The organism is Polynucleobacter antarcticus, assembly GCF_013307245.1.
In the GTDB taxonomy this organism is placed as follows: domain Bacteria; phylum Pseudomonadota; class Gammaproteobacteria; order Burkholderiales; family Burkholderiaceae; genus Polynucleobacter; species Polynucleobacter antarcticus.
In genome coordinates this window covers 1,365,949-1,386,037 of sequence record NZ_CP028941.1, presented here as the reverse complement: position 1 = coordinate 1,386,037, position 20,089 = coordinate 1,365,949, and the positions used below count along the sequence as shown (strand labels likewise).

Annotated in this window: 22 protein-coding genes; 9 read left to right on the top strand and 13 right to left on the bottom strand. The window is 45.0% G+C overall.

Annotated features, from left to right (window positions below):
• Positions 1 to 3: 3 nt before the first annotated feature.
• Both DCO16_RS07255 and DCO16_RS07250 read right to left on the bottom strand, forming a co-directional pair.
• On the bottom strand, positions 4 to 1,188 hold the full coding sequence (locus tag DCO16_RS07255; protein WP_173943026.1) for a CaiB/BaiF CoA transferase family protein: 1,185 nt from the start codon (positions 1,186 to 1,188) through the stop codon (positions 4 to 6).
• A 30-nt stretch (positions 1,189 to 1,218) separates the two neighbouring features.
• The gene (locus DCO16_RS07250; protein WP_173943816.1) at positions 1,219 to 2,388 is read right to left on the bottom strand and encodes an acyl-CoA dehydrogenase family protein; all 1,170 of its coding nucleotides are present in this window, start codon (positions 2,386 to 2,388) and stop codon (positions 1,219 to 1,221) included.
• 223 nt (positions 2,389 to 2,611) lie between these two features.
• Between DCO16_RS07250 and DCO16_RS07245 the strand changes: the two genes are divergently transcribed.
• Positions 2,612 to 3,115 (top strand): YqaA family protein, encoded by a 504-nt coding sequence (locus DCO16_RS07245; RefSeq protein ID WP_173943025.1) that lies wholly within the window; start codon positions 2,612 to 2,614, stop codon positions 3,113 to 3,115.
• Between the two features lie 7 nt (positions 3,116 to 3,122).
• Here the strand turns inward: DCO16_RS07245 and DCO16_RS07240 are convergent, their stop codons facing one another.
• The 8 genes from DCO16_RS07240 to DCO16_RS07205 all read right to left on the bottom strand — a co-directional run bounded on the left by DCO16_RS07240 (position 3,123) and on the right by DCO16_RS07205 (position 10,299).
• Positions 3,123 to 3,893 (bottom strand): ABC transporter ATP-binding protein, encoded by a 771-nt coding sequence (locus DCO16_RS07240; RefSeq protein ID WP_254598013.1) that lies wholly within the window; start codon positions 3,891 to 3,893, stop codon positions 3,123 to 3,125.
• Positions 3,841 to 4,596, bottom strand: coding sequence for an ABC transporter ATP-binding protein (locus DCO16_RS07235; protein WP_173943024.1), 756 nt, complete (start codon positions 4,594 to 4,596; stop codon positions 3,841 to 3,843). Before DCO16_RS07235 ends, DCO16_RS07240 begins: the two co-directional genes overlap by 53 nt.
• Positions 4,593 to 5,555 carry a branched-chain amino acid ABC transporter permease gene (locus DCO16_RS07230; RefSeq protein WP_173943023.1) on the bottom strand — a complete coding sequence of 321 codons (963 nt, stop codon included), beginning with the start codon at positions 5,553 to 5,555 and terminating at the stop codon, positions 4,593 to 4,595. Before DCO16_RS07230 ends, DCO16_RS07235 begins: the two co-directional genes overlap by 4 nt.
• A gap of 13 nt (positions 5,556 to 5,568) precedes the next feature.
• Positions 5,569 to 6,423 carry a branched-chain amino acid ABC transporter permease gene (locus DCO16_RS07225; RefSeq protein ID WP_254598012.1) on the bottom strand — a complete coding sequence of 285 codons (855 nt, stop codon included), beginning with the start codon at positions 6,421 to 6,423 and terminating at the stop codon, positions 5,569 to 5,571.
• 118 nt (positions 6,424 to 6,541) lie between these two features.
• Positions 6,542 to 7,777: an ABC transporter substrate-binding protein gene (locus tag DCO16_RS07220; protein WP_173943021.1), complete on the bottom strand. Its 1,236-nt coding sequence runs from the start codon at positions 7,775 to 7,777 to the stop codon at positions 6,542 to 6,544.
• A gap of 108 nt (positions 7,778 to 7,885) precedes the next feature.
• Positions 7,886 to 9,127, bottom strand: coding sequence for an FAD binding domain-containing protein (locus tag DCO16_RS07215; RefSeq protein ID WP_173943020.1), 1,242 nt, complete (start codon positions 9,125 to 9,127; stop codon positions 7,886 to 7,888).
• A gap of 6 nt (positions 9,128 to 9,133) precedes the next feature.
• Positions 9,134 to 9,592 carry a VOC family protein gene (locus DCO16_RS07210; RefSeq protein ID WP_173943019.1) on the bottom strand — a complete coding sequence of 153 codons (459 nt, stop codon included), beginning with the start codon at positions 9,590 to 9,592 and terminating at the stop codon, positions 9,134 to 9,136.
• A gap of 8 nt (positions 9,593 to 9,600) precedes the next feature.
• Entirely contained in the window at positions 9,601 to 10,299 is a 699-nt protein-coding gene (locus DCO16_RS07205) for a TetR/AcrR family transcriptional regulator (RefSeq protein ID WP_173943018.1), read from the bottom strand.
• Positions 10,300 to 10,436: 137 nt separating this feature from the next.
• Between DCO16_RS07205 and DCO16_RS07200 the strand changes: the two genes are divergently transcribed.
• From DCO16_RS07200 to DCO16_RS07170, 7 genes are all read left to right on the top strand, one after another.
• A complete protein-coding gene (locus tag DCO16_RS07200; RefSeq protein ID WP_173943017.1) occupies positions 10,437 to 10,913 on the top strand; it encodes an SRPBCC family protein in 477 nt (158 codons plus the stop codon).
• Between the two features lie 40 nt (positions 10,914 to 10,953).
• Positions 10,954 to 11,808, top strand: coding sequence for an FAD binding domain-containing protein (locus tag DCO16_RS07195; protein ID WP_173943016.1), 855 nt, complete (start codon positions 10,954 to 10,956; stop codon positions 11,806 to 11,808).
• A gap of 26 nt (positions 11,809 to 11,834) precedes the next feature.
• Positions 11,835 to 12,344 carry a (2Fe-2S)-binding protein gene (locus DCO16_RS07190; RefSeq protein WP_173943015.1) on the top strand — a complete coding sequence of 170 codons (510 nt, stop codon included), beginning with the start codon at positions 11,835 to 11,837 and terminating at the stop codon, positions 12,342 to 12,344.
• Positions 12,345 to 12,364: 20 nt separating this feature from the next.
• The gene (locus DCO16_RS07185) at positions 12,365 to 14,761 is read left to right on the top strand and encodes a xanthine dehydrogenase family protein molybdopterin-binding subunit (RefSeq protein ID WP_173943014.1); all 2,397 of its coding nucleotides are present in this window, start codon (positions 12,365 to 12,367) and stop codon (positions 14,759 to 14,761) included.
• A 53-nt stretch (positions 14,762 to 14,814) separates the two neighbouring features.
• A complete protein-coding gene (locus DCO16_RS07180) occupies positions 14,815 to 15,591 on the top strand; it encodes a 3-hydroxybutyrate dehydrogenase (RefSeq protein ID WP_173943013.1) in 777 nt (258 codons plus the stop codon).
• Between the two features lie 137 nt (positions 15,592 to 15,728).
• Complete coding sequence (sodB, locus tag DCO16_RS07175) at positions 15,729 to 16,307, top strand: superoxide dismutase [Fe] (RefSeq protein ID WP_173943012.1); 579 nt, start codon at positions 15,729 to 15,731, stop codon at positions 16,305 to 16,307.
• Positions 16,308 to 16,345: 38 nt separating this feature from the next.
• Positions 16,346 to 16,939, top strand: a complete 594-nt coding sequence (locus tag DCO16_RS07170; protein WP_173943011.1) for a urate hydroxylase PuuD — start codon at positions 16,346 to 16,348, stop codon at positions 16,937 to 16,939.
• A gap of 82 nt (positions 16,940 to 17,021) precedes the next feature.
• Here the strand turns inward: DCO16_RS07170 and DCO16_RS07165 are convergent, their stop codons facing one another.
• The 3 genes from DCO16_RS07165 to DCO16_RS07155 all read right to left on the bottom strand — a co-directional run bounded on the left by DCO16_RS07165 (position 17,022) and on the right by DCO16_RS07155 (position 18,973).
• Entirely contained in the window at positions 17,022 to 18,185 is a 1,164-nt protein-coding gene (locus tag DCO16_RS07165) for an FAD-dependent oxidoreductase (protein WP_217426642.1), read from the bottom strand.
• A gap of 73 nt (positions 18,186 to 18,258) precedes the next feature.
• Entirely contained in the window at positions 18,259 to 18,426 is a 168-nt protein-coding gene (locus DCO16_RS07160) for a rubredoxin (RefSeq protein ID WP_173943009.1), read from the bottom strand.
• 61 nt (positions 18,427 to 18,487) lie between these two features.
• On the bottom strand, positions 18,488 to 18,973 hold the full coding sequence (locus DCO16_RS07155; protein WP_173943008.1) for a rubrerythrin family protein: 486 nt from the start codon (positions 18,971 to 18,973) through the stop codon (positions 18,488 to 18,490).
• A 148-nt stretch (positions 18,974 to 19,121) separates the two neighbouring features.
• Here DCO16_RS07155 and DCO16_RS07150 point away from each other — a divergent pair, with 148 nt between their 5' ends.
• Positions 19,122 to 20,060: a hydrogen peroxide-inducible genes activator gene (locus DCO16_RS07150; protein WP_173943007.1), complete on the top strand. Its 939-nt coding sequence runs from the start codon at positions 19,122 to 19,124 to the stop codon at positions 20,058 to 20,060.
• Positions 20,061 to 20,089 lie beyond the last annotated feature (29 nt).

Below are 20,089 nucleotides of genomic sequence, written 5' to 3'. Positions count from 1 at the left end.
CTCTTAAATAGCCCCTTGGGCACGCATCGCTTGGATTTCGGTTACTGAGAGACCGATCTCAGTCAAAATATTATCAGTATGCTGACCTACCGCTGGAATCTCATCCATACGATAGTCAAAGCTATCATTCATCCCAGGTGGCAGCATAGCTGGAATCGGCCCGGCTGGTGATCCTACTTGTACCCAGCGGTTCCTTGCTTTAAGCTGCTCATGCTTCCATAGGCCGCTCATATCATTGAGACGTGCATTGGCAATTTGGGCTTGATCTAATTTAGCAATCACTTGCTCAGTACTGAGTTTGCTGAAACAGTCATCAATGATAGTCAGTAGCGCTTCTCGTTTTTCATTGCGCTTGAAGTTTTTATCAAAGCGTTCATCTTGTGCTAAGGACGGGTTTTCCAAGACCACTTCACAAAATAAGGCCCACTCACGATCATTTTGTAAGCCAAGCATCACTGTGCCACCATCGCCTGTTTTAAATGGTCCGTAAGGATAGATCGTTGCGTGCGATGCTCCATTGCGAGGGGGCGGGCTTGCGCCATCGTATGCATAGTAGAGTGGGTAGCTCATCCATTCGCCGAGGGACTCGAGCATAGAAACATCAATGGTCGAGCCTTTACCTGTTTTACCTCTTTGTAGAAGGGCTGCCAAGATATTGGTATAGGCATACATACCCGCTGCAATATCTGCAATTGAATTACCTGCCTTACTAGGCGTTTCTTCCGTACCTGTCACAGATAAAAATCCAGCCTCACTTTGAATTAATAAATCATAGGCCTTTTTGTCACGATAAGGACCATTGTTGCCATACCCAGAGATGTCGCACAGAATGAGCATGGGGTTAGTTTTGTGCAGCAGCTCGGCAGTGAGCCCCATGCGGGCAGCAGCACCGGGCGCTAAGTTCTGCACAAGCACATCAGCTGTTTTAAGCAGTGTCTTTAAGGCCTCTAGTGCCCCCGCTTGTTTGAGATCAAGCGTGATGCTTTCCTTAGAGCGATTGACCCAAGTGAAGTGTGAAGACATGCCATTGACGCGCTCATCATAAGCACGGGCAAAGTCACCAGCCCCCGGACGCTCCACCTTAATCACTCTGGCTCCTAAATCTGCCAGTTGGCGGGTGCAAAAAGGAGCTGCAATGGCATGCTCTAGAGAAACAACAGTAATGCCATCTAAAGGACGAATACTCATGTATTTATTTCATTATCCAGAGTCAAGAAACTAAAAAGACCGCGGTAGACCAAGCACATGCTCAGCCATATATGAATAGATTAAGTTGGTAGAGATAGGTGCGACTTGATAAAGACGGGTTTCTCGAAACTTACGCTCTACATCGTATTCGTTAGCAAAACCAAAGCCACCGTGGGTTTGCAGGCAAACATTCGCTGCCTCCCATGATGCCTTCGCTGCCAAATACTTAGCCATATTGGATTCAGCGCCACAAGGCTGCTGATGGTCAAATAATTCACAGGCTTTAAAACGCATGAGGTTGGCCGCTTCGGTTTCAATATAGCAATCCGCAATCGGAAACTGAATCCCTTGGTTCTTACCAATGGGTCGATCAAAAACCACGCGTTCATTCGCATAACGCCGCGCCTTGTCTACAAACCAATAAGCATCACCAATGCACTCAGCGGCAATCAGTGTGCGTTCTGCATTCAGGCCATCCAGAATATATTTAAAGCCTTGACCTTCTTCACCAATTAAATTTTCTGCTGGAATTTCTAGATTATCAAAAAAGACTTCGTTGGTTTCGTGATTCACCATATTTGCAATAGGTTGGATGCTCATACCCTTGCCCAGCGCATCTTTTAGATTCACGATAAAAATAGACATTCCTTCTGATTTTTTCTTGACCTCAGATAGGGGAGTAGTACGTGCCAATAGAATCATCAAATCAGAATGCTGAATACGTGAGATCCATACCTTCTGCCCATTGACTACATATTTGTCACCTTTTTTCACTGCCGTAGTTTTGAGTTTGGTAGTGTCAGTACCTGTACTGGGCTCTGTCACCGCCATGGATTGAAGGCGTAATGCGCCTGTAGCAATCTGAGGCAGGTAGAGTTTCTTTTGTACATCAGACCCATGGCGTAACAGTGTGCCCATGTTGTACATCTGACCATGGCAGGATCCAGCGTTGCCACCGGCAAAGTTAATTTCTTCCATGATGACGGAAGCTTCTGCTAGACCTAAGCCTGAGCCACCATATTCTTCAGGGATCAACGCTGCCAACCAACCCGCTTTTGCCATAGCATCCACAAAAGCTTCTGGATAGGCGCGCTCATGGTCTACTTTTTGCCAATAGGCAGAATCGAAGCTGCCGCAGAGGTCACGTAACGCCTCACGCATTTCTTGGTATTGATCTGGTTTGGGAATAGGGTGGTTCATAGATTTTGAGCTCAGGCAGACAGGGTTTAATGAGAAAGTTATATTCATATTTTAAGCAAGATTAGAGATTTCAGTAGATTTTCCAAAAGCAGGAGAAAATAGCTATCTCCATGCAAATTCACTTAAATCAAAGCCTTCATCCCCCTTTGCAATCTCGTTACAAAAGAAATGCTGAAGGCATGATGATGTTCGCCGCCCAATACCAACCTCTAGGCTTGATTTAATGGAGCAATTGTTTAGTCAGCTATTTGAGTTTTTAGGCATGCCATCGATTGGCTTACCCGCTATCTTCATTAGCGCTTTTATTTCCGCCACCTTACTACCACTAGGATCAGAGCCCATACTGTTTGGCTACATCACTATTAACCCCAATTTTTTTTGGATAGCTATTTTTGTGGCAACCGTAGGAAATACACTAGGTGGTATGTTGGATTGGTGGCTAGGCTTACTCGGGCGCAATGGCTTTGAAGCACTGAAGGGGCCAACTAATGGACGCATGCAGCGTTGGCTAGAGGCACGAGGGCCGAAGATGCTATTACTTTCTTGGCTCCCTGGTTTTGGCGACCCCCTATGCTTTGCAGCGGGATGGCTCAGACTGCCTTGGCTGCCTTGCCTAGGCTACATGGCTGTAGGTAAGTTTCTTCGCTACCTCACTATGACGTGGCTTTTAACGCTCATACCCAGTTCTTTTTGGCATCAATTAGGCCATTGGCTACAAATTTCTTGAGCACTAATTAGACGGCGCAATACTTTTGCTGGATCTCATCGTTACTTAATAGATTCTGAGCAGTATCTTCGAATACGATCTCACCTTGATCCAATATATAGGCTCGGTCAGATATTTTGAGTGCTTGCTGCACATTTTGTTCAACTAAGAGGATGGTGATTCCATCATCCTTCAGTTTCGCAAATAACTCGAACATTTCATCCACTAATACGGGCATGATTCCCTCTGAGGGCTCATCCAGGAGAATGACCTTGGGCTTGGCAATTAATGCCCTAGCAATCGCCAACATTTGCTGCTCTCCACCCGACAAAGATGCCCCATCCTGCTGTAATCTTTCTTTAAGACGCGGAAATGTTTCAGCAATTTCATCGACCATGACGCCCATATCACCCCGACTCTTTTGGGCGATCACACCTAATTCTAAATTTTCTTTGACGGTCAGCCCGGGGACAATTCGACGATCTTCAGGAACATAAGCTAAACCAAGATGATATCGTTCATGTGAGGCTAAATTAAGGAAAGATACACCATCAATAAAAGCCTTCCCTTCCTTCTTAGGAAGTAAGCCCATCAGAGATCGTAGAGTAGTTGTTTTGCCAGCACCATTTCTACCCATCAAGGTCACAATCTCGCCTTTTTTGACCTCTAACGAAATACCTTGAAGAACATGACTTCGGTCATACCAAGCATTTAAATTTTCTACGCGCAACATATCCAAGCTTTCTTTAACCTTGACCAAGGTACACACGTCGTACCTCTGCATTATTTTGAATTTCATCTGGAGATCCTTCAGCCAGAAATTCACCATGGTGAAGAACAATAATTCGTTTGCACAAATTCATGATGAGTTTCATCTTGTGTTCAACCAAAATAACAGTTCTTTCGCTCGCTAGTGTGCGAATCAAATCCATCATGACAAGTGTTTCTTCTGGAGACATTCCTGCGGTAGGCTCATCTAGCAATAAGAGACTCGGATCGCAAGCTAAAGCCATGGCAATTTCTAGGGCGCGTTGCTGACCATGTGCTAAATCACCGGTTATCTTATTGCGAAGATGTTCTAGATTAACGCGACGTAGTAATTGATCTGCTATCTCAATCGGTTTTGAGTAACTCTGGGCATTGCGCAAGAAGTCGTAACGCGCTGTTTCCATTTGCGCCGCTACTCTGACATTTTCATGGACTGTTAATTGCTTAAAAACATTGGTGATTTGAAAGCTCTTTGAAATACCGATACGTGCAAATTCGTGTTGTTGCATGCCAGTAATATCTTTACCATTAAATAGAATTTGACCACTGGTAGGTGGAAATGCCCCACTTAAGACATTAAAGAAAGTACTTTTCCCAGCACCATTAGGTCCAATGATGGCAGTCAAAGTTCCTGGCATAAAGTGAGTTGATACATTTTGTAAGGCTTTGAATTTCCCAAAGCTCTTGCTGACATTACGAGCCTCTAAGATTGGAATCTGGTTTGGACTAGTCATTTTTTTGTATCCTGCTTCACATAGAGCCTATCTAAAATAGTGCCCCAGATGCCTTTTGGGAAGAACAGTACAAAGAACATAAAGACAAGGCCAATGACTGCCATCCAATGGCGAGTAAAGGTCGTTACGATATCTTCAAGGTAGAGCATCACGGCAGCACCAATAAATGGACCGAAGAAGGTGCCCATGCCCCCTAAGATACTCATTATTACAGCCTGACCTGATTGTAGGTAGTGCAAAGAGTCAATAGGAACGATAGATAAGTGTAGGGCGCGCAAGGATCCAGCTAGCCCGCAGATAGCGGCAGATAAAACAAAGACTAATAGCTTGGTACGGGCAACATCAAATCCACATGCAGCGGCACGCTTTTCATTTTCTCGAATAGCTTCCATCACTGCGCCTAAGGGTGAGCTGAGAATGCGAGAAATGAACCAAATCGCGATGACAACAAAGAAAAGAATGATGTAGTACTTCACTAGTGGATTAAGAAAATCTACAGGAATTCCAAAAATATTAAAAGAGTCCACCCGAACACCTCTTAAGCCATTTTCACCACCCGTCAAACTTTCTGCTTTATAAAAAATATAAAACACAATTTGACCGAGAGCTAAAGTGACCATAGAAAAGTAAATACCACGAGTACGAATCGCCAAGAATCCTACAATCAATCCGCCTATGGCTGCACCAATCACGCCCACGAGAATTGCAGTGCCCCATGGCAGCGAGTAATGGACGATGCTAATGCCAGTGAGGTAACTGCCAATACCTAAGAAGGCAGCATGCCCAAAGGAGAGCAAGCCCATGTAGCCGAATAAGAGATTAAATCCCATGGCGAATAGGCCAAAGACAAGAATATTAATAGCCAGTGCTTCATACGGCATGATGAAAGGAAAAATCATCAAGAAGAGGGTGCTGGCTAACACGCGATGGCGTGCAACCATTTGAAAAAATGAGTTCATATACATGAGGGACTTAACCCATTGCCCCCGCTTTGCCAAATAAACCTTGTGGCCGAATGAGAAGTACTACGGCCATCAGAATAAAAATAGATAGCTCAGCAAGATCAGGAAAAAATAAGGAAGTCATGCTGTAAACGACTCCAACTAACAGACCCGCAATTACTGCGCCTACAGGCGAGCCCATACCACCAACTACAGTAACCACAAAAGATTCAGCCAGAATCGGAATTCCCATCTCCGGGTTCACAGAGCGAGTCGGTGAAGCTAAAACACCAGAGAGGCCTGCAATCGCACAACCTAGACCAAATACCAAAAGCCAAACTTTGGCAATATCTACACCGAGAACTTTGACGATCTCTTGATCGGCAGCCCCTGCTTTAATAATGAGGCCGTAACGTGTTTTTTGAATAAAAAACCAAACTCCTAAAATAATGACCGCAGTAGCAGCGATTAAGAAGAGGCGGTATTTAGGAAAGTAGCCGATACCAACATTCATTGTGCCCTTTAATCCATCAGGCGTAACAGAGGGAAGTCCTTCGATACCAAATAGAACACGCATTGCCTCTATCAGTACATAAGATAGGCCAAAGGTCAGTAATAGGGGGTAGTCTATTCCGCGACCATAGAGTGGCCGAACTAAAAATCGCTCAGTTACCAAACCAAGACATCCGGTGACGATAGGCGTTAGTACTAAGCTGAACCAAAAGTTACCAGTGATGCCTAAAAAATAAATGCCCATAAAAGCGCCCACCATGAAAAAGGCGCCATGAGCAAAGTTCACTACATTCAGCATGCCAAAAATAAGGCATAAACCCAATGCTAAGAGAGCATAAATACTACCAAGGGCAATTCCCGTAAGTAGTTGCATGCAAAGAAGTTCAAATGTAAGACCTGTCATATATGTACTCAAAAAATTCTGCCCTTGAGATGAAGCAAAAGGGCAGGTATTCAGGGTAAATCAGATGATCTACCCTGAAATTTCAGCGTTAAGCCTTATGGCCCAGCTCGGCACAACTCCGCATATTCTTCTCGGTAGTAGGCTCAATCGTCAGAATATTAAAGACGTCATACTTATCTTTCATATTCTTTGACTTAGATTCAACAATGATGACTGTTTGAACTGCTTGATGGTCACATTTTCGATAGTACTCGGGACCTTTGTACCAGTCATACTTCAGATTTTCCATTGCAGTAATCACCTTAGCAGTATCTGTTGATTTTGCAATCTTGACTGACTCTAGGACACTCTTCACACCAGCATAGCCTAGCGCACCATAATCAGATGGCACTGAGCCGTTATACATTTTCCGGAAAGCATCATTAAATATTTTGGCTGAAGGAATGCGATCTTCTAGGCCCCAATAGTATGAGGTGCCACCAATGATGCCCTCAAAAGCCTCCGGGCCACCAGCAAGACGCGAGGTATAAAGTAACACCGGCGCGACAATTTTAATATTGGATTTGAGACCAAAATCTGTGCATTGCTTGGCTGAATTTACCAGATCACGACCAAAATTACAGAGCACTAAAATATCGGGATTCAGGGCTCTGATTCGCGGCAGGAATGCAGAGTAATCCGAAGTTCCTAGTGGGTGACGAATATCAGCTAATGTGGTTGCACCCATTTCTTTGCCCGCACGCTCAAATGCCCGCACCATTTCGTGCCCATAAGCATAGTCCGCAGTTAAAAAGACAATTTTCTTGCCGAAGCGGGGAATCGAATACCTTGCTACCGCCCCAGCGGTCATTGTGGGATTGAGAGCCTCGTGAAACGTGTACGGACTCCAGTCTTTCACCTCATTGATAGCATCAGATTGACTGATAGAGTTAAAAAGAGTCTTACGTTCTTTACAGACTGCATTAATAGATAGCTGGGTCGCAGCAGAGAGTGAGCCCACAACATAATTCACCTTATCTTTTTCAATCAACTCCAGTGTGCGGGTTGCGGCTTCTCCTGGATTTAACTTGGTATCACGTACTAACAGCTCTGCTTTTCGACCATTAAAACCGCCAGCATCATTAAATTCTTTGATTGCCAATTCAGCTGCCTTAACCTGATCTTGTGCTTCTGCAGAAAAAGGGCCGGTTAACGGTGATGGAAAACCAATTTTGATAGTCCCTGCTTGGGCAGATGCGGCATTCATCCAAAGTGGGGTAGCGGCGGCTGTTGCTCCACCAATTAATATTTTTCTTCTCGTTTGATTCGTATTTTTTTGTTTCATGGTATCTCCTCCATTTAAAACAGTTGATTAATAAAGATTAATAAAAAAACTTTTTAATTCATAAATATTAACTGAATGTTTACTTCAAAACATAAATCTACTACCAATCTAATACTGTGACTCTGGGACTGCTTTTCCTGCTGCTAACAAATCGCTAATATCGATAGCTGTCTCTGCCATGACTGTTTCGGCATTTCTTTTTAGGCCCCTGCCATCTACCGTTCCTTTTCTACCTTGCGCTTGCATATAGCGACCAAGATATTGCGCTCTTGCTACTACTTGTTGCCCTAGCGATAGACGCTCTTTACTATATGCCTCCAATGCCGCAGGAGTGGCTCCCAATGCTTGAATATGTTTTGCAATAGCCATTGCTTCGTCACCTGCTTTTGTCACACCCATTCCAACGTGAGGGCGACCCACAAAAGCAGCATCGCCCATTAAAGCAATTCTGCCAAAGACAATTTGCTCTGAACGTACATCATAGATAGCCTGTAAAAATGGTGAGCTTGTTTTCTCAATAATCTCTGCATATTGGGGCGCTAGAAGTTTGCGAGCTTGTTCTCGCATACTAGCAATATGTTTCCAAGATACTTTAAGCGGAGGAATGCCCAGGGGAAAGTATTTGCCATCAGCATCTGTTAACAAGTTTTTTAGCTCTTTATCCTCTGAAGCGGGCCTGTACCAGACGAAGTTGTAGCGTCGCTTACCAAGCGTGACATCATTTCCAGGTCCTGCGACGGGATAGCCCAGCATCTGCTCTCCCTTGGGTAAACAAAATCCAAAGTAATCAAAGAGGGTGTCGAGCGTGTGCTGTGAAAGATGACTTTCATCACATACACCTCGCCAAGCTACATACCCTGCATATTCTGGTTGAATAGAGGGCGCAACAAAAGTTCGTACAGATGAGCGAATGCCATCAGAGGCAATTAATAATTCTGCTTCATAACTTGTCCCATCTTCACAACTCACTTTCACCTGTTGATGATCTTGGAGTACAGACTTGACATTCTTTCCCTGCAGGTAACGTTCATTTGGAAAGTTTTCTCTTAGCAAGTGATACAGCCTACTCCATGAGGTAACGATCTGAGGCAAGGCAATCTCTCCAAGGCTATTTCCATCAGCGCCTAGCGTAATACGTTTGCTCACGGCTATTCCCAGGCTGTCATCAACTGAGATACCGGCTTCCCGCAAAGCATCTGCTAAGGCATCGTGAGTCACAATTCCAGCGCCACGGCCATCTAAAGACCCTGTGGCTTTTTCGAGGAGGTTCACATCATGGCCAGCACGTAGCAATATATTTGCCATGAACAAGCCACCAAGAGAACCACCAATCACCAGAATTTTAGCCATACTTTTTTATGCGAACTTAGCATCCAATGCTGTTTTTTCTTCAGCGGGATAATTTAATTCAATCACAATACCATTTGGATCATTAAGAAAGATTTGATGTAGTTTGATAACGGGTACCGAGCGTTCGCGGAAAGGAGCACCCATTTTATTGAGTACTGCAATTTTTTCTTCTAGGCCAGTAGCAAAAAAGGCAATGTGGTCAACGGCGCCTGAGCCATATAGCGACGCAGGATCACGTTCGCCTAAATACTGTTTTAAGCCATTGGGATCATTTTTATCAATGGCTATTAGGTGCAAAACAGCGTTGGCCCAGTCATTTTCATCGCCGTTGTATAGCCACACTCCTGGAAATGGAAATTCTGGACGAGGGCCTATGGTGAGGCCTAGTAGTTCGCTATAGAACTGGGTAGTTTTTTCAATTTCTAAACTACGAATGGAAAAGTGATTCAAGCTTAAATTGGTCATAGTGAACTTTACTTTATAGAGAATATAGATTTGGCTGAAATAAGATAAGAGCGAACCCGATCTTGAATAATTTCTTGATCAGTTGTGGTGTTGCTAGATTCATAAATGGCTTGGCCGTATACCCAACGCCGCATCCCAATATAAAAGATGCCGCCATGAAGTCCCATCAACAGCTCTAGCTCCCGCTGGGTGGGCTTAGTGCGTGAGTGAGAGTCGCAGTATTTACGTGTTTCGCGAATCAGGCGGGGTAATAAGCGAGAGCGCAGCATTTCAAAGAATCGATCACTAATGGAGTGATCGCTTAAGCCTGAAAAAATCAGTATGCGTACGAATTCATAGGTCAGCACGGTATCAGAGTAGTCAATATAGAAGGCATTTAACTTTTCTTCAGGCGATAGTTTTTGATCATCAAGCAGATCTTCCCACTCAGATTTCCAGCGGGATTCAAACACATCCTCATACACCGCTTTAATTAAGGCATCTTTGGTCGGAAAGTAGTGGTAAAGCAAGCTATGGGTTACACCAAGATCTTTAGTTAAGTTTCTTAATTGACCCTCGATTCCGTGCCGAGCAAAGAATTTAATAGCACCGTCAAGTAATTGCCGCTTCCGATCAGTAGTGCTCATTCTGCGCCGTATAGGCAAAGGCATCACAGCCGAAGACTCAACAGAGGTATTTCTAAGAGAGCTATCTAAATTAAAGCTCATGATTTGAGAAGGTGGGTCAAATTCATAGTTGTCAGGGTTTATCCGAATTTGGGCTTATTGACCAAAAGTTAAATAATGGTACATTGTTGAACAATTGGTAGATAAGACTCTATTCGTACAAACCCCAAGGAGAAGTGATGGAACTGAATGGTGAGCAACTTATTGCTGCCTCAATCCCCGATGTTTGGAAGGGCTTGAATGATATTGACGTGTTAGCTAAGTCTATTCCAGGGTGTGAGGAAATAAATCGCATTTCCCCAGAGGAGATCCATGCCAAGGTGATGTTCAAGATTGGCCCAGTCAGAGCTCGCTTTTCTGGGAAGCTTTTGTTGAGTGATGTCATTCCAGATCACTCCTGTTCGATGGCTTTTGAGGGCTCAGGCGGGGCTGCTGGCTTTGCTAAGGGTCGTTCACGTGTGGAATTGAAGTCGGTCGAGGGAGGCACTCTGGTGGCTTACACAACGGAAGCCTCTATTGGAGGCAAGCTTGGCCAAATTGGCGGACGTCTGATTAGTGCCTCTGCAAAAAAGATTGCAGATGATTTCTTTCAGAGATTTGCAAATGAACTTGGTGGAGAAGTGATACCTGTAGAGCTCGACACAAAGACTGAATAGTAGTCTTCAATATTAATAAAAAAGTAGCGGAGGAGATCCAATGAAGGCGGCAGCATTTGATTACATAAAGCCCAAAGCTTTGGCTGAGGCTTTGTCTCTGCTGGCTGAGGCGGGTGACGATGGGCAGTTAATTGCAGGCGGACAAACTTTGCTTGCCACTCTAAATATGCGTCTCTCTGAGCCAAGTATATTAATTGACATCAGCAATATTGATGAGCTCAAAGGCATTTCACTTCTTGGGGATCAACTTCGTATTGGTGCACTTGTTACCCATACAGAGATTGAAGATTCGCAGTTGGTAGCTCAGCATGCGCCACTATTAAAAGCGGCTGCTCCCCATATTGCACATAGAGCCATCCGTAACTTAGGCACCTGGGGTGGTTCTTTAGCTTATGGCGATCCGGCAGCTGAGTGGCCCGCCTGTAGTTTGACCTTGAATGCCACGATGATCATTGCCGGCCCTCGAGGTGAGCGTCGTATTCCAGCCCAAGATTTTTTTATTGATCTCTACACCACCGCTTTAGAGCCAGATGAAATTCTAATAGCCACAGAAATTCCCATCGCCACTAGTAATCAAGTCATGTATTTCCATGAGTTGGCCAGGCGTCATGGCGACTATGCGATTGCTGGTCTTGCAGCAGTTGCCGAGAAGCGAGGCAATGTACTAAGCCATTGTGCGTTTACCTTCTTTTCAGTGGCATCTACTCCGCTCATGGCAATTAAGGCCCAAGGATTGGTAGATGGTAAGCCACTGACCGAGGAGCTTATTGCGAGCGCTGTCGCTGCCGCAAAATCTGAGATTGATGCCATTGCTGATATTACAAACAGCGTAGAAACAAAGCGGCATTTAATAGGCGTTTTACTCGAACGTGGCTTAAAGCACTTAATTGCTTAAGAGATAAATCAAGTACGGAGATTGAGATGAGTATTAAAAAATTAATTACGATGACAGTCAATGGGGCTTCAGTGACTGCTGAGGTAGAGCCGCGGCGCCATTTGGTCGATTTTCTCAGGGAGGATCTATTTTTAAAGGGCCCTCATCTTGGTTGCGAACATGGTGCCTGTGGCGCATGCACCGTAAAAGTAGACGGACAGATTATTCGGGGCTGTCTGTTCTTGGCAGTTCAGGCTGATGGTAGCGTGGTGGAGACTATTGAGGGGCTAACAAAAAGTGGGGCACTAGCAGATCTACAAGAATCCTTCATGCGCCATAACGCCATGCAGTGTGGATTTTGTTCCTCAGGAATGCTACTTGCTGCTGCAGAGTTAATTGAGAAACAGCCTAAAGCAACGCGTGAAGAGGTTCGTGAATGGATCTCTGGAAACTACTGTCGCTGTACTGGTTATCACTCTATAGTGAGCGCCATCATGGATGTATTAGAGGCGCGCTCCAAGGGCGAAAAAATTAAACCCGTGATTGCTCATGCTTAAGGCGATTGGAAACAAAGATTATGAATAAGCCAACAGACCTCAAGGGATTAGTACTTGATCCCGTTACTAACGATCAACGTTACATCGGCAATAGTGAGCCTCGTCATCGAGCACGGCGACTGCTTGAAGGTCAAGGTACCTATATTGATGATATTCAGTTACCCAGAATGGGGCATGTTGTCTATTGGCGCTCTCCAGTAGCGCATATGAAAATTGGAAAAATTCATACCGAATATGCCAGCCAGATGCCTGGTGTTTTAGCTGTAGTTGACGGTGTACAAATGGCTCAGCTGTGTAAGCCGTGGGTTGCCACTCTGGGGCATTTAGTAGGTATGAAATCTGCTCCTCAATATGCCCTAGCTATTGATCGTGCATGCTGGCAAGGAGAGCCCGTCGTCGCAGTAGTTGCAGAGACTCGCGCACAGGCAGAAGATGCTTTACAGCATATTGAGGTTGAGTGGGAAGAGTTACCTGCAGTCGTTTCTATGGAAACGGCACTAGATCCAGCAACGCCATTAATACATCCTGAACTGGGAGATAACCTTTGCTTTACTCGCACGCTCGATGTTGGGAATGTGGATGATGTATTTGCAAGTGCGGACGTAGTTGCTGAAGCAACTTTTGGATTTGGCCGTCATACTGGTGTTACCTTAGAGCCACGCTGTCAAATTGCCGACTACAACCTCGGCGATCGCCGTTTGATTGTGTATCACTCACAGCAAGCGCCTCATATGATGCAAGATTTGTATTGCCGTCAGTTTGGTTTATCTGAGTCCGATGTTCAGGTGATTTGTAAAGATGTAGGTGGATCATTTGGTATCAAAGTTCACGCATATCCTGACGACTTTGCTACAGTAGGTTTAGCAATGATGCTAGGTCGCCCAGTCAAATTTGTAGCAGATCGTTTGGAATCTTTTACCAGTGATATCCATGCGCGTGAGCATCGCATTAAAGGGCGCATTGCTGCTAACAAGGAGGGGGATATCCTGGCTTTCGAGATCGATGACCTCACCGCTATTGGTCCTTACTCAATGTTCCCAAGAACTAGTGCAATTGAGGGTAATCAGGTCGTCAATTTGGTTGGCGGCCCTTATAAGCACCAACACTACCGCGCGAAGTTGAATGTCGTTTTTCAGAATAAAACACCCACCTGCCAGTATCGCGGTGTAGGTCATCCTATTGCCTGTGCGGTCACTGAAGGTTTAGTTGATTTAGCTGCGCAAAAACTGAAGATGGATCCTTTGGAGTTTCGTAAGCGTAATGTGATTCCTGACGATGCGTATCCTTGTTCGGGCATCTCTGGTATCAAGTTAGAGGTGTTATCTCATCAACAATGTTTGCGTGTCATTGAAAAGATGATTGATTATCCTGCCTTACGTAAAGAGCAGTCTGAGTTGCGTAAGCAGGGCATTTACCGAGGCATCGGTTTCGCTACCTTAATTGAATTAACTAATCCGAGTCCTGCATTCTATGGAGTAGGGGGTGCGCGCATTGCATCCCAAGATGGGGCGACTGCCAGACTCGATCCAAGTGGTGTAGTTTCGGTATTGATTGGCGTTGGTGAGCAGGGTCAAGGTACCGAAGGTATTTATGCTCAGATTGCTGCGGATGCAGTAGGCATCTCCATTAAAGATGTGCGAGTCATTACCGGCGATACCGATGTCACCCCCTATGGTGGTGGTACTTGGGCCTCACGCGGTGCTGGTGTAGGTGGTGAGGCTGTATTGCTAGCATGCCAAGCGCTTCAAGAAAATATCTTAAAGTTAGCCGGAGTTATTTTGACCAAGTCACCAGACTCATTGACGGTATATCGCGGCAATGTCTTAGACAAAGCCAGTGGCGAGCAGCTTTTATCTTTTAGTGAAATTGGTCGTATTGGTTATTTCCGAACCGATACCTTGCCAGCTGGTTTTTCAGCAGATTTAATGGTGACCCGTCACTACACTCAAAAAGAATATCCTTTTATCTTTACAAATGGAGTGCAAGCCTCTTATGTTGAGGTGGATCCTGATACCGGATTTGTGAAGCTTCTAAAGCATTGGGCGGTAGAGGACTGTGGACGTGTTTTAAATCCGATGCTGGTTGATGAGCAGATACGTGGCGCGATTGTTCAAGGTATTGGCGGTGTCCTGTTTGAAGAGTGCCTCTATGATGAGAGTGGCTTATTAAGAAATGGCAGCATGGCAGACTATCTCGTACCAATGGCTAACGAAATGCCTGACATTGAAGTAGCTCACGTTGAGACTCCCACTCAGTCCTCTAAGTTAGGGGCTAAAGGAGCAGGAGAGGCTGGAACTGCGGGTGCACCGGGAGCAGTCCAAAATGCGATTAATGATGCTCTAGCGCCATTCAACGTTACCGTCTTTGATCAACCCATTACCTGCGAAAAGATTCTGAAGGCACTTGGAAAGATCTAATATCGTTAACCTGTAGTATGCAGCTTTAACTCACTCGGATAGAGAAGAAAGTCATGTCATCATTAAAAGGTAAAACAGCCCTGGTAACAGGCTCAACTAGTGGCATTGGTTTGGCGATGGCTATCGCATTAGCTAAGCAAGGTGCCAACATCATGGTGAACGGTTTTGGCGAAAAAGATGCTGCCATCTCTGCCATCAAGGCTTTTGGCGTTGAGGTTGATTATCACGGTGCTGATATGAGTAAGCCAGTGCAGATTCAAGACCTAATTCAACAAACAGAAAAGCGCTTTGGATCACTTGACATCTTGGTGAACAATGCCGGCATTCAGTATGTTGCCAATATTGAAGATTTTCCTGCGGATCAATGGGATGCGATTATTGCGATTAACTTAAGTTCAGCATTTCACACAATTCATCATGCCTTACCAGGTATGAAAAAACGCAACTGGGGCCGCATTATTAATATTGCCTCTGTGCATGGCTTAGTGGCCTCTTCCCAAAAGGCAGCTTATGTTGCTGCTAAACATGGCATTGTGGGCCTCACCAAAGTCACAGCTTTAGAGACAGCAAAAACGGGTGTCACTTGTAATGCGATCTGCCCTGGTTGGGTGCTGACCCCCTTGGTTCAAAAACAGGTAGACGCAAGAGCTGAGCGGGAGGGGATGACAAATGAAGAGGCAAAGATTGCCTTGGTTTCAGAAAAGCAGCCCTCTGGAGAATTTGTAACACCCGAACAGCTAGCGGCTTTGGCAGTGTTCCTCTGTGGGCCAGATGCCTCTGAGGTGCGTGGTGTGGCGTGGAATATGGATGGGGGTTGGACTGCTCAGTAGCCACATGCGCCTAATTTCAGTGAAAAATCCTGGTTTTAGCGCCCTGAAACTAAAATGTCAGAATCGTCTATAGTTAGGCACTCATACTTTTAGAGCTTTATTTAGCCCCTCATCAATACCTTTTTAAGGAAAAAATAATGGAACACACATTACCTCAGTTGCCATATGCGATGGATGCACTCGCACCGTTTATCTCAAAAGAAACTCTCGAGTTTCACTATGGCAAACACCACCAAACGTACGTTACTAACTTAAATAATTTAATTAAGGGTACCGACTTCGAAAACGCCTCTTTAGAAGAGATTGTTAAAAAGTCCTCTGGCGGTGTATTTAACAATGCGGCCCAAGTATGGAATCACACTTTTTACTGGAATAGCATGAAGCCTAATGGTGGTGGTGCACCTACTGGCCTATTAGCAGATGCTATTAATGCCAAGTGGGGTTCCTTTGATAAGTTTAAGGAAGAGTTTGCAAAGTGTGCGGTTGGTACATTTGGATCCGGTTGGGCTTGGTTAGTAAAAAAGGCCGATGGTAGCCTTGATTTAGCCTCCACCAGCAACGCAGGAACGCCTGTTACGACAGATGCTAAGCCATTGATGACCTGTGATGTCTGGGAGCATGCTTATTACATCGACACACGTAATGCACGCCCTAAGTATCTTGAAAACTTTTGGAATGTAGTGAACTGGGATTTTGCCAGCAAGAATTTTGCTTAATCTTGTAATGACGATGTGCTTTAGATAGAAAGTTATCCATGTCATCTATTTTGACCTCATTAGGCCGCACTGTTCTAGCAGGATTTATTCTTCTCGCTCTGATTGTTCTCGCCTTGGGCAGTAACTTTAATTCTATCGAGCTGCCATTTTTGTTTCGCTGGATCCACGTCATGGTTGCCATGATGTGGGTCGGCTTGCTCTGGTATTTTAATTTTGTGCAAATTCCTTCTATGCCCAAAATTCCCGATGAGCAGAAGCCGGCAATCACTAAAGTTATTGCACCAGCAGCACTCTTTTGGTTTCGTTGGGCGGCGCTCTTGACAGTAGTGAGTGGCGTCATTCTGGCAGTACTAAATGGCTATGCCCATCAAGCATTTACATTACAAGCACCATTTCGTGCGATTGGCTTAGGTATGTGGATTGCACTCGTCATGGCTTTTAATGTCTGGTTCATTATTTGGCCGAATCAGAAGCGTGCTTTAGGTATGGTTACAGTCGCGCCAGAGGTCAAGGCCAAGTCAGCGCGTATTGCCATGTTGACGTCACGTTTCAATACGTTACTTTCTATTCCCATGTTGTTCTTGATGATTGTTCAGTCGCACAACACAACATGGTTTGTCGTGGTTTCATAATCAACCATGACACAACAGTTAGGCTAGTAAAAAGGTCCGCAATTGCGGACCTTTTTCTTTGCAGCATATCCGTTTCAAGTCATTAGCTGAGAATAGATGGCAATTCTTTCGTGAGGGCTCCACGTTGTGCAGTAGCCGTACCAAGGAGAGCAAAGCCCAATAGTTGACCATCTGTGGATTCAAAACGGGCTTCAATTCCGCCCTCCACCGTATTGATCTTCCATTGCCCATTGCTGTCCTTAGCAGGGGGAGAGACGATGGTTGGTAGTGCCGGTGTTTTGACCATCACAGGCATGGCAGGATAGGTAAGGGTGGTTTCTTGTCCGATCAAGGTTGGAGCTAGAGCCCGAGCTGCTTGCATGATTGGCATGACATAAGGCAATACCAAGCCATCCACCTCTGCACAGTCCCCAATAGCATAGACATTTTGGGCGCTGGTTTTTAGTTGACGATTCACTTGAATACCTAGGGCTGTCTCGATGCCTGCGGCTTTAGCTAAGGCTAGTCGTGGCTTCAATCCAACGGCTGAGAGAAAGACATCGCTTTGAATCATATTGCCATTAGCCAAAGTGATTTTTAAGTGATCTCCTTCACAATCCAGGGACTGCACAGTAGTGCCGAAGTGCCAGCGAACACCACCATCACTTAATTTATTTTGTAGTGCTAGTGCAGCTGCTTCTGGAAGTAGGCGACCTAAGGCTTGAGGTGCCAGATCAATAACATCGACTTTAAATGATTTTGAGATTAAGTCATTTGCAAACTCACATCCAATGAGACCTGCGCCTAAGATGGTAATTTGTTTTTTATCATGAATCACCTTACGAAACTCTGCGTACTCTTCAAGATCATTTACGGTCATGACCTGATGAGCAGCGTTGCCTTGTAGGGGCAAACGAATTTGATCGGCACCTAAACCTAATACCAATTTTCCATAAGATAGAATTCCTTGAGACGTAGTGATGGTGTGCGCTTTTGTATCAATTGCTGATACATCTACTCCTCCTAAGATCGTGATATCAAGCTGCGTAGCCATACTCTCTGAATTGCCAGAGATAAGCTGTTCAGCTTCCTTATTGCTAGCAAGCGCTGTTGAAAGCATAGGCTTGGAATAGAAATATCCTGGCTCACGTGTCACTAAAGTAATAGGAACGGACTTATCGAGCTTACGAATTTCACGTATGACGGTGTAGCCAGCTAAACCACTGCCAATAATGACAATAGATGCTGGAGGTGCTTGTTGGTCCAAGTGAAGGCTCCCTAATAATGCATTGAATGAGTAAGACTGGCTTTGATGCCCGGGCATCAAAGCTGTCTAAAAATTAGCCGACTTGAACCATTTCAAAATCAGATTTAGATACGCCACAGTCTGGACATTCCCAGTTGTCTGGTACGTCAGCCCATGCAGTACCGGGCGCGATACCATCCTCAGGTAGCCCTTTTTCTTCTTCATAGATAAAGCCACACACGATACATTGCCAAGATTTCATAATATTTCCTTCTGGATAATTGGATAGTTTAAATTTAATTGCTATTTATTGCTAAAGTAACTTACGAGGCCGCAAATTCTTTTGCCTTTTCTAATGCTTTTTTATAGTGATTTGCGTGACGCTCTTCTACATTAGCCAAGGCCGCAAAGCGCTTCGCTGCTTTTGTGAGCATTGCCTGAAATTGATCAGCATGTTCTTTTGATTCGGCAATTTGCTCATCTATTTCTGCCACAGCGGCGATATTGCCTTCCTCTACCGCCGTTTTGCGGAAAGAGGGGTACATTTCTGTGTACTCATAAGTCTCCCCCTCAATCGCAATTTCAAGGGCACGAGTGGGCGTGATTGAGCTAGCAGGGTAAAGTAAATCGAGGTGACCAAAGGCATGCATCACCTCTTGGTCGGCGGTTGATTCAAAGATCTCCGCTGTTTGAATATCTCCCGCTGCGCGTGCCAATTTTGCGAAGTAGCGATATTTAATATGGGCCATGGATTCACCAGCAAATGCTGATTCAAGATTCTGGATAGTTTTAATTTCTGGACGGGTCATTTTTATTTCCTTTTAGTTCATTGATGCAGCGGTTTTACGGCGCTATTAAAGCGCGATGAATGCATTCTGAACCGCTAGTAATGATCTGTCTAATGAATAATTATGATATGATTTATCTAATAAATCGATAATATGAAATCCTCAGACTATGATGAATTTGCCCTCATTAAGACAACTGCGCTACTTTGTAGCGATTGCCCAAGAGCTGAACTTTACTCGGGCGGCCGAGGCATGTTTTGTTGGGCAATCTACTTTAAGTGCCGGTTTGAAGGAGCTAGAGGAGCTGCTAGCAACCCGCTTAGTGGAGCGAGATCGTCAAAATGTAGCATTAACCCCCATTGGGCTTGAGGTACTGACTAGGGCCAAAATTATCTTAGCTGCCTCCGAAGATCTGGTGGAGTTCGCGATTGCTGTCGGTAAACCCATGACAGGAACTATTCGCCTGGGCGTGATCCCTACCATTGCTCCATTTTTATTGCCAAAGGTAATGCCGCAGCTTCGAGCTTCTTTTCCTGATCTGAAAATAGCCTTACGGGAGGATTTGACAGCGAATCTTTTGGCAAGACTGGCTGAGCATCAGCTAGATTTCGCTCTGATTGCTTTGCCTTATGAGACATCGGGTTTGATGGTGAAGGAACTATTCAATGATGAGTTTTGGTTGGTCGCCAAGGAGAATGACTCAGCGCTCAAGGGAAAACAGGTTCATCTGCCAGCTAATATGGCGGAACGTTTGCTCTTATTGGAAGAGGGGCATTGCCTCAGAGAGCACACTCTTCAAGCGTGTAAGCGTTCAGATATCCGTCATGCTGATAGCATGGAAGCAACGAGTTTATTAACTCTCTTGCAGATGGTAGAGTCAGGCATGGGTATTGCTTTATTGCCTGAGATGGCAGTAAAAGGAGGCTTGCTAAATGGCAGCAGCCTAGTAGCTCGCCCCTTATCGCCTCCCGCCCCAAAACGTATTATTGCGCTCGCGGCGCGATCATCTACTGCGCATATTGATGAGTTTGAAGCACTCTCCGCTGCTATTGAAGAGCATTTCAAAGGTGGGTTGAGAGTGACTCGTGGAATGCGTAAAAGTATTTGAGGTAATGAAGCGTGACTTAGTAAGTGTGC

Bases quoted from the DNA above. Each gene is read 5' to 3' on its own strand.
- DCO16_RS07215 (WP_173943020.1), bottom strand. From the start codon at position 9,127: ATGGCTAAAATTCTGGTGATTGGTGGTTCTCTTGGTGGCTTGTTCATG.
- DCO16_RS07195 (WP_173943016.1), top strand. From the start codon at position 10,954: ATGAAGGCGGCAGCATTTGATTACATAAAGCCCAAAGCTTTGGCTGAG.
- DCO16_RS07230 (WP_173943023.1), bottom strand. From the start codon at position 5,555: ATGAACTCATTTTTTCAAATGGTTGCACGCCATCGCGTGTTAGCCAGC.
- DCO16_RS07170 (WP_173943011.1), top strand. From the start codon at position 16,346: ATGTCATCTATTTTGACCTCATTAGGCCGCACTGTTCTAGCAGGATTT.
- DCO16_RS07150 (WP_173943007.1), top strand. From the start codon at position 19,122: ATGATGAATTTGCCCTCATTAAGACAACTGCGCTACTTTGTAGCGATT.
- DCO16_RS07180 (WP_173943013.1), top strand. From the start codon at position 14,815: ATGTCATCATTAAAAGGTAAAACAGCCCTGGTAACAGGCTCAACTAGT.
- DCO16_RS07155 (WP_173943008.1), bottom strand. From the start codon at position 18,973: ATGACCCGTCCAGAAATTAAAACTATCCAGAATCTTGAATCAGCATTT.
- DCO16_RS07235 (WP_173943024.1), bottom strand. From the start codon at position 4,596: ATGACTAGTCCAAACCAGATTCCAATCTTAGAGGCTCGTAATGTCAGC.
- DCO16_RS07255 (WP_173943026.1), bottom strand. From the start codon at position 1,188: ATGAGTATTCGTCCTTTAGATGGCATTACTGTTGTTTCTCTAGAGCAT.
- DCO16_RS07160 (WP_173943009.1), bottom strand. From the start codon at position 18,426: ATGAAATCTTGGCAATGTATCGTGTGTGGCTTTATCTATGAAGAAGAA.
- DCO16_RS07240 (WP_254598013.1), bottom strand. From the start codon at position 3,893: ATGAAATTCAAAATAATGCAGAGGTACGACGTGTGTACCTTGGTCAAG.
- DCO16_RS07220 (WP_173943021.1), bottom strand. From the start codon at position 7,777: ATGAAACAAAAAAATACGAATCAAACGAGAAGAAAAATATTAATTGGT.
- DCO16_RS07190 (WP_173943015.1), top strand. From the start codon at position 11,835: ATGAGTATTAAAAAATTAATTACGATGACAGTCAATGGGGCTTCAGTG.
- DCO16_RS07185 (WP_173943014.1), top strand. From the start codon at position 12,365: ATGAATAAGCCAACAGACCTCAAGGGATTAGTACTTGATCCCGTTACT.
- DCO16_RS07250 (WP_173943816.1), bottom strand. From the start codon at position 2,388: ATGAACCACCCTATTCCCAAACCAGATCAATACCAAGAAATGCGTGAG.
- DCO16_RS07210 (WP_173943019.1), bottom strand. From the start codon at position 9,592: ATGACCAATTTAAGCTTGAATCACTTTTCCATTCGTAGTTTAGAAATT.
- DCO16_RS07205 (WP_173943018.1), bottom strand. From the start codon at position 10,299: ATGAGCTTTAATTTAGATAGCTCTCTTAGAAATACCTCTGTTGAGTCT.
- DCO16_RS07200 (WP_173943017.1), top strand. From the start codon at position 10,437: ATGGAACTGAATGGTGAGCAACTTATTGCTGCCTCAATCCCCGATGTT.
- sodB (WP_173943012.1), top strand. From the start codon at position 15,729: ATGGAACACACATTACCTCAGTTGCCATATGCGATGGATGCACTCGCA.
- DCO16_RS07245 (WP_173943025.1), top strand. From the start codon at position 2,612: ATGGAGCAATTGTTTAGTCAGCTATTTGAGTTTTTAGGCATGCCATCG.
- DCO16_RS07225 (WP_254598012.1), bottom strand. From the start codon at position 6,423: ATGCAACTACTTACGGGAATTGCCCTTGGTAGTATTTATGCTCTCTTA.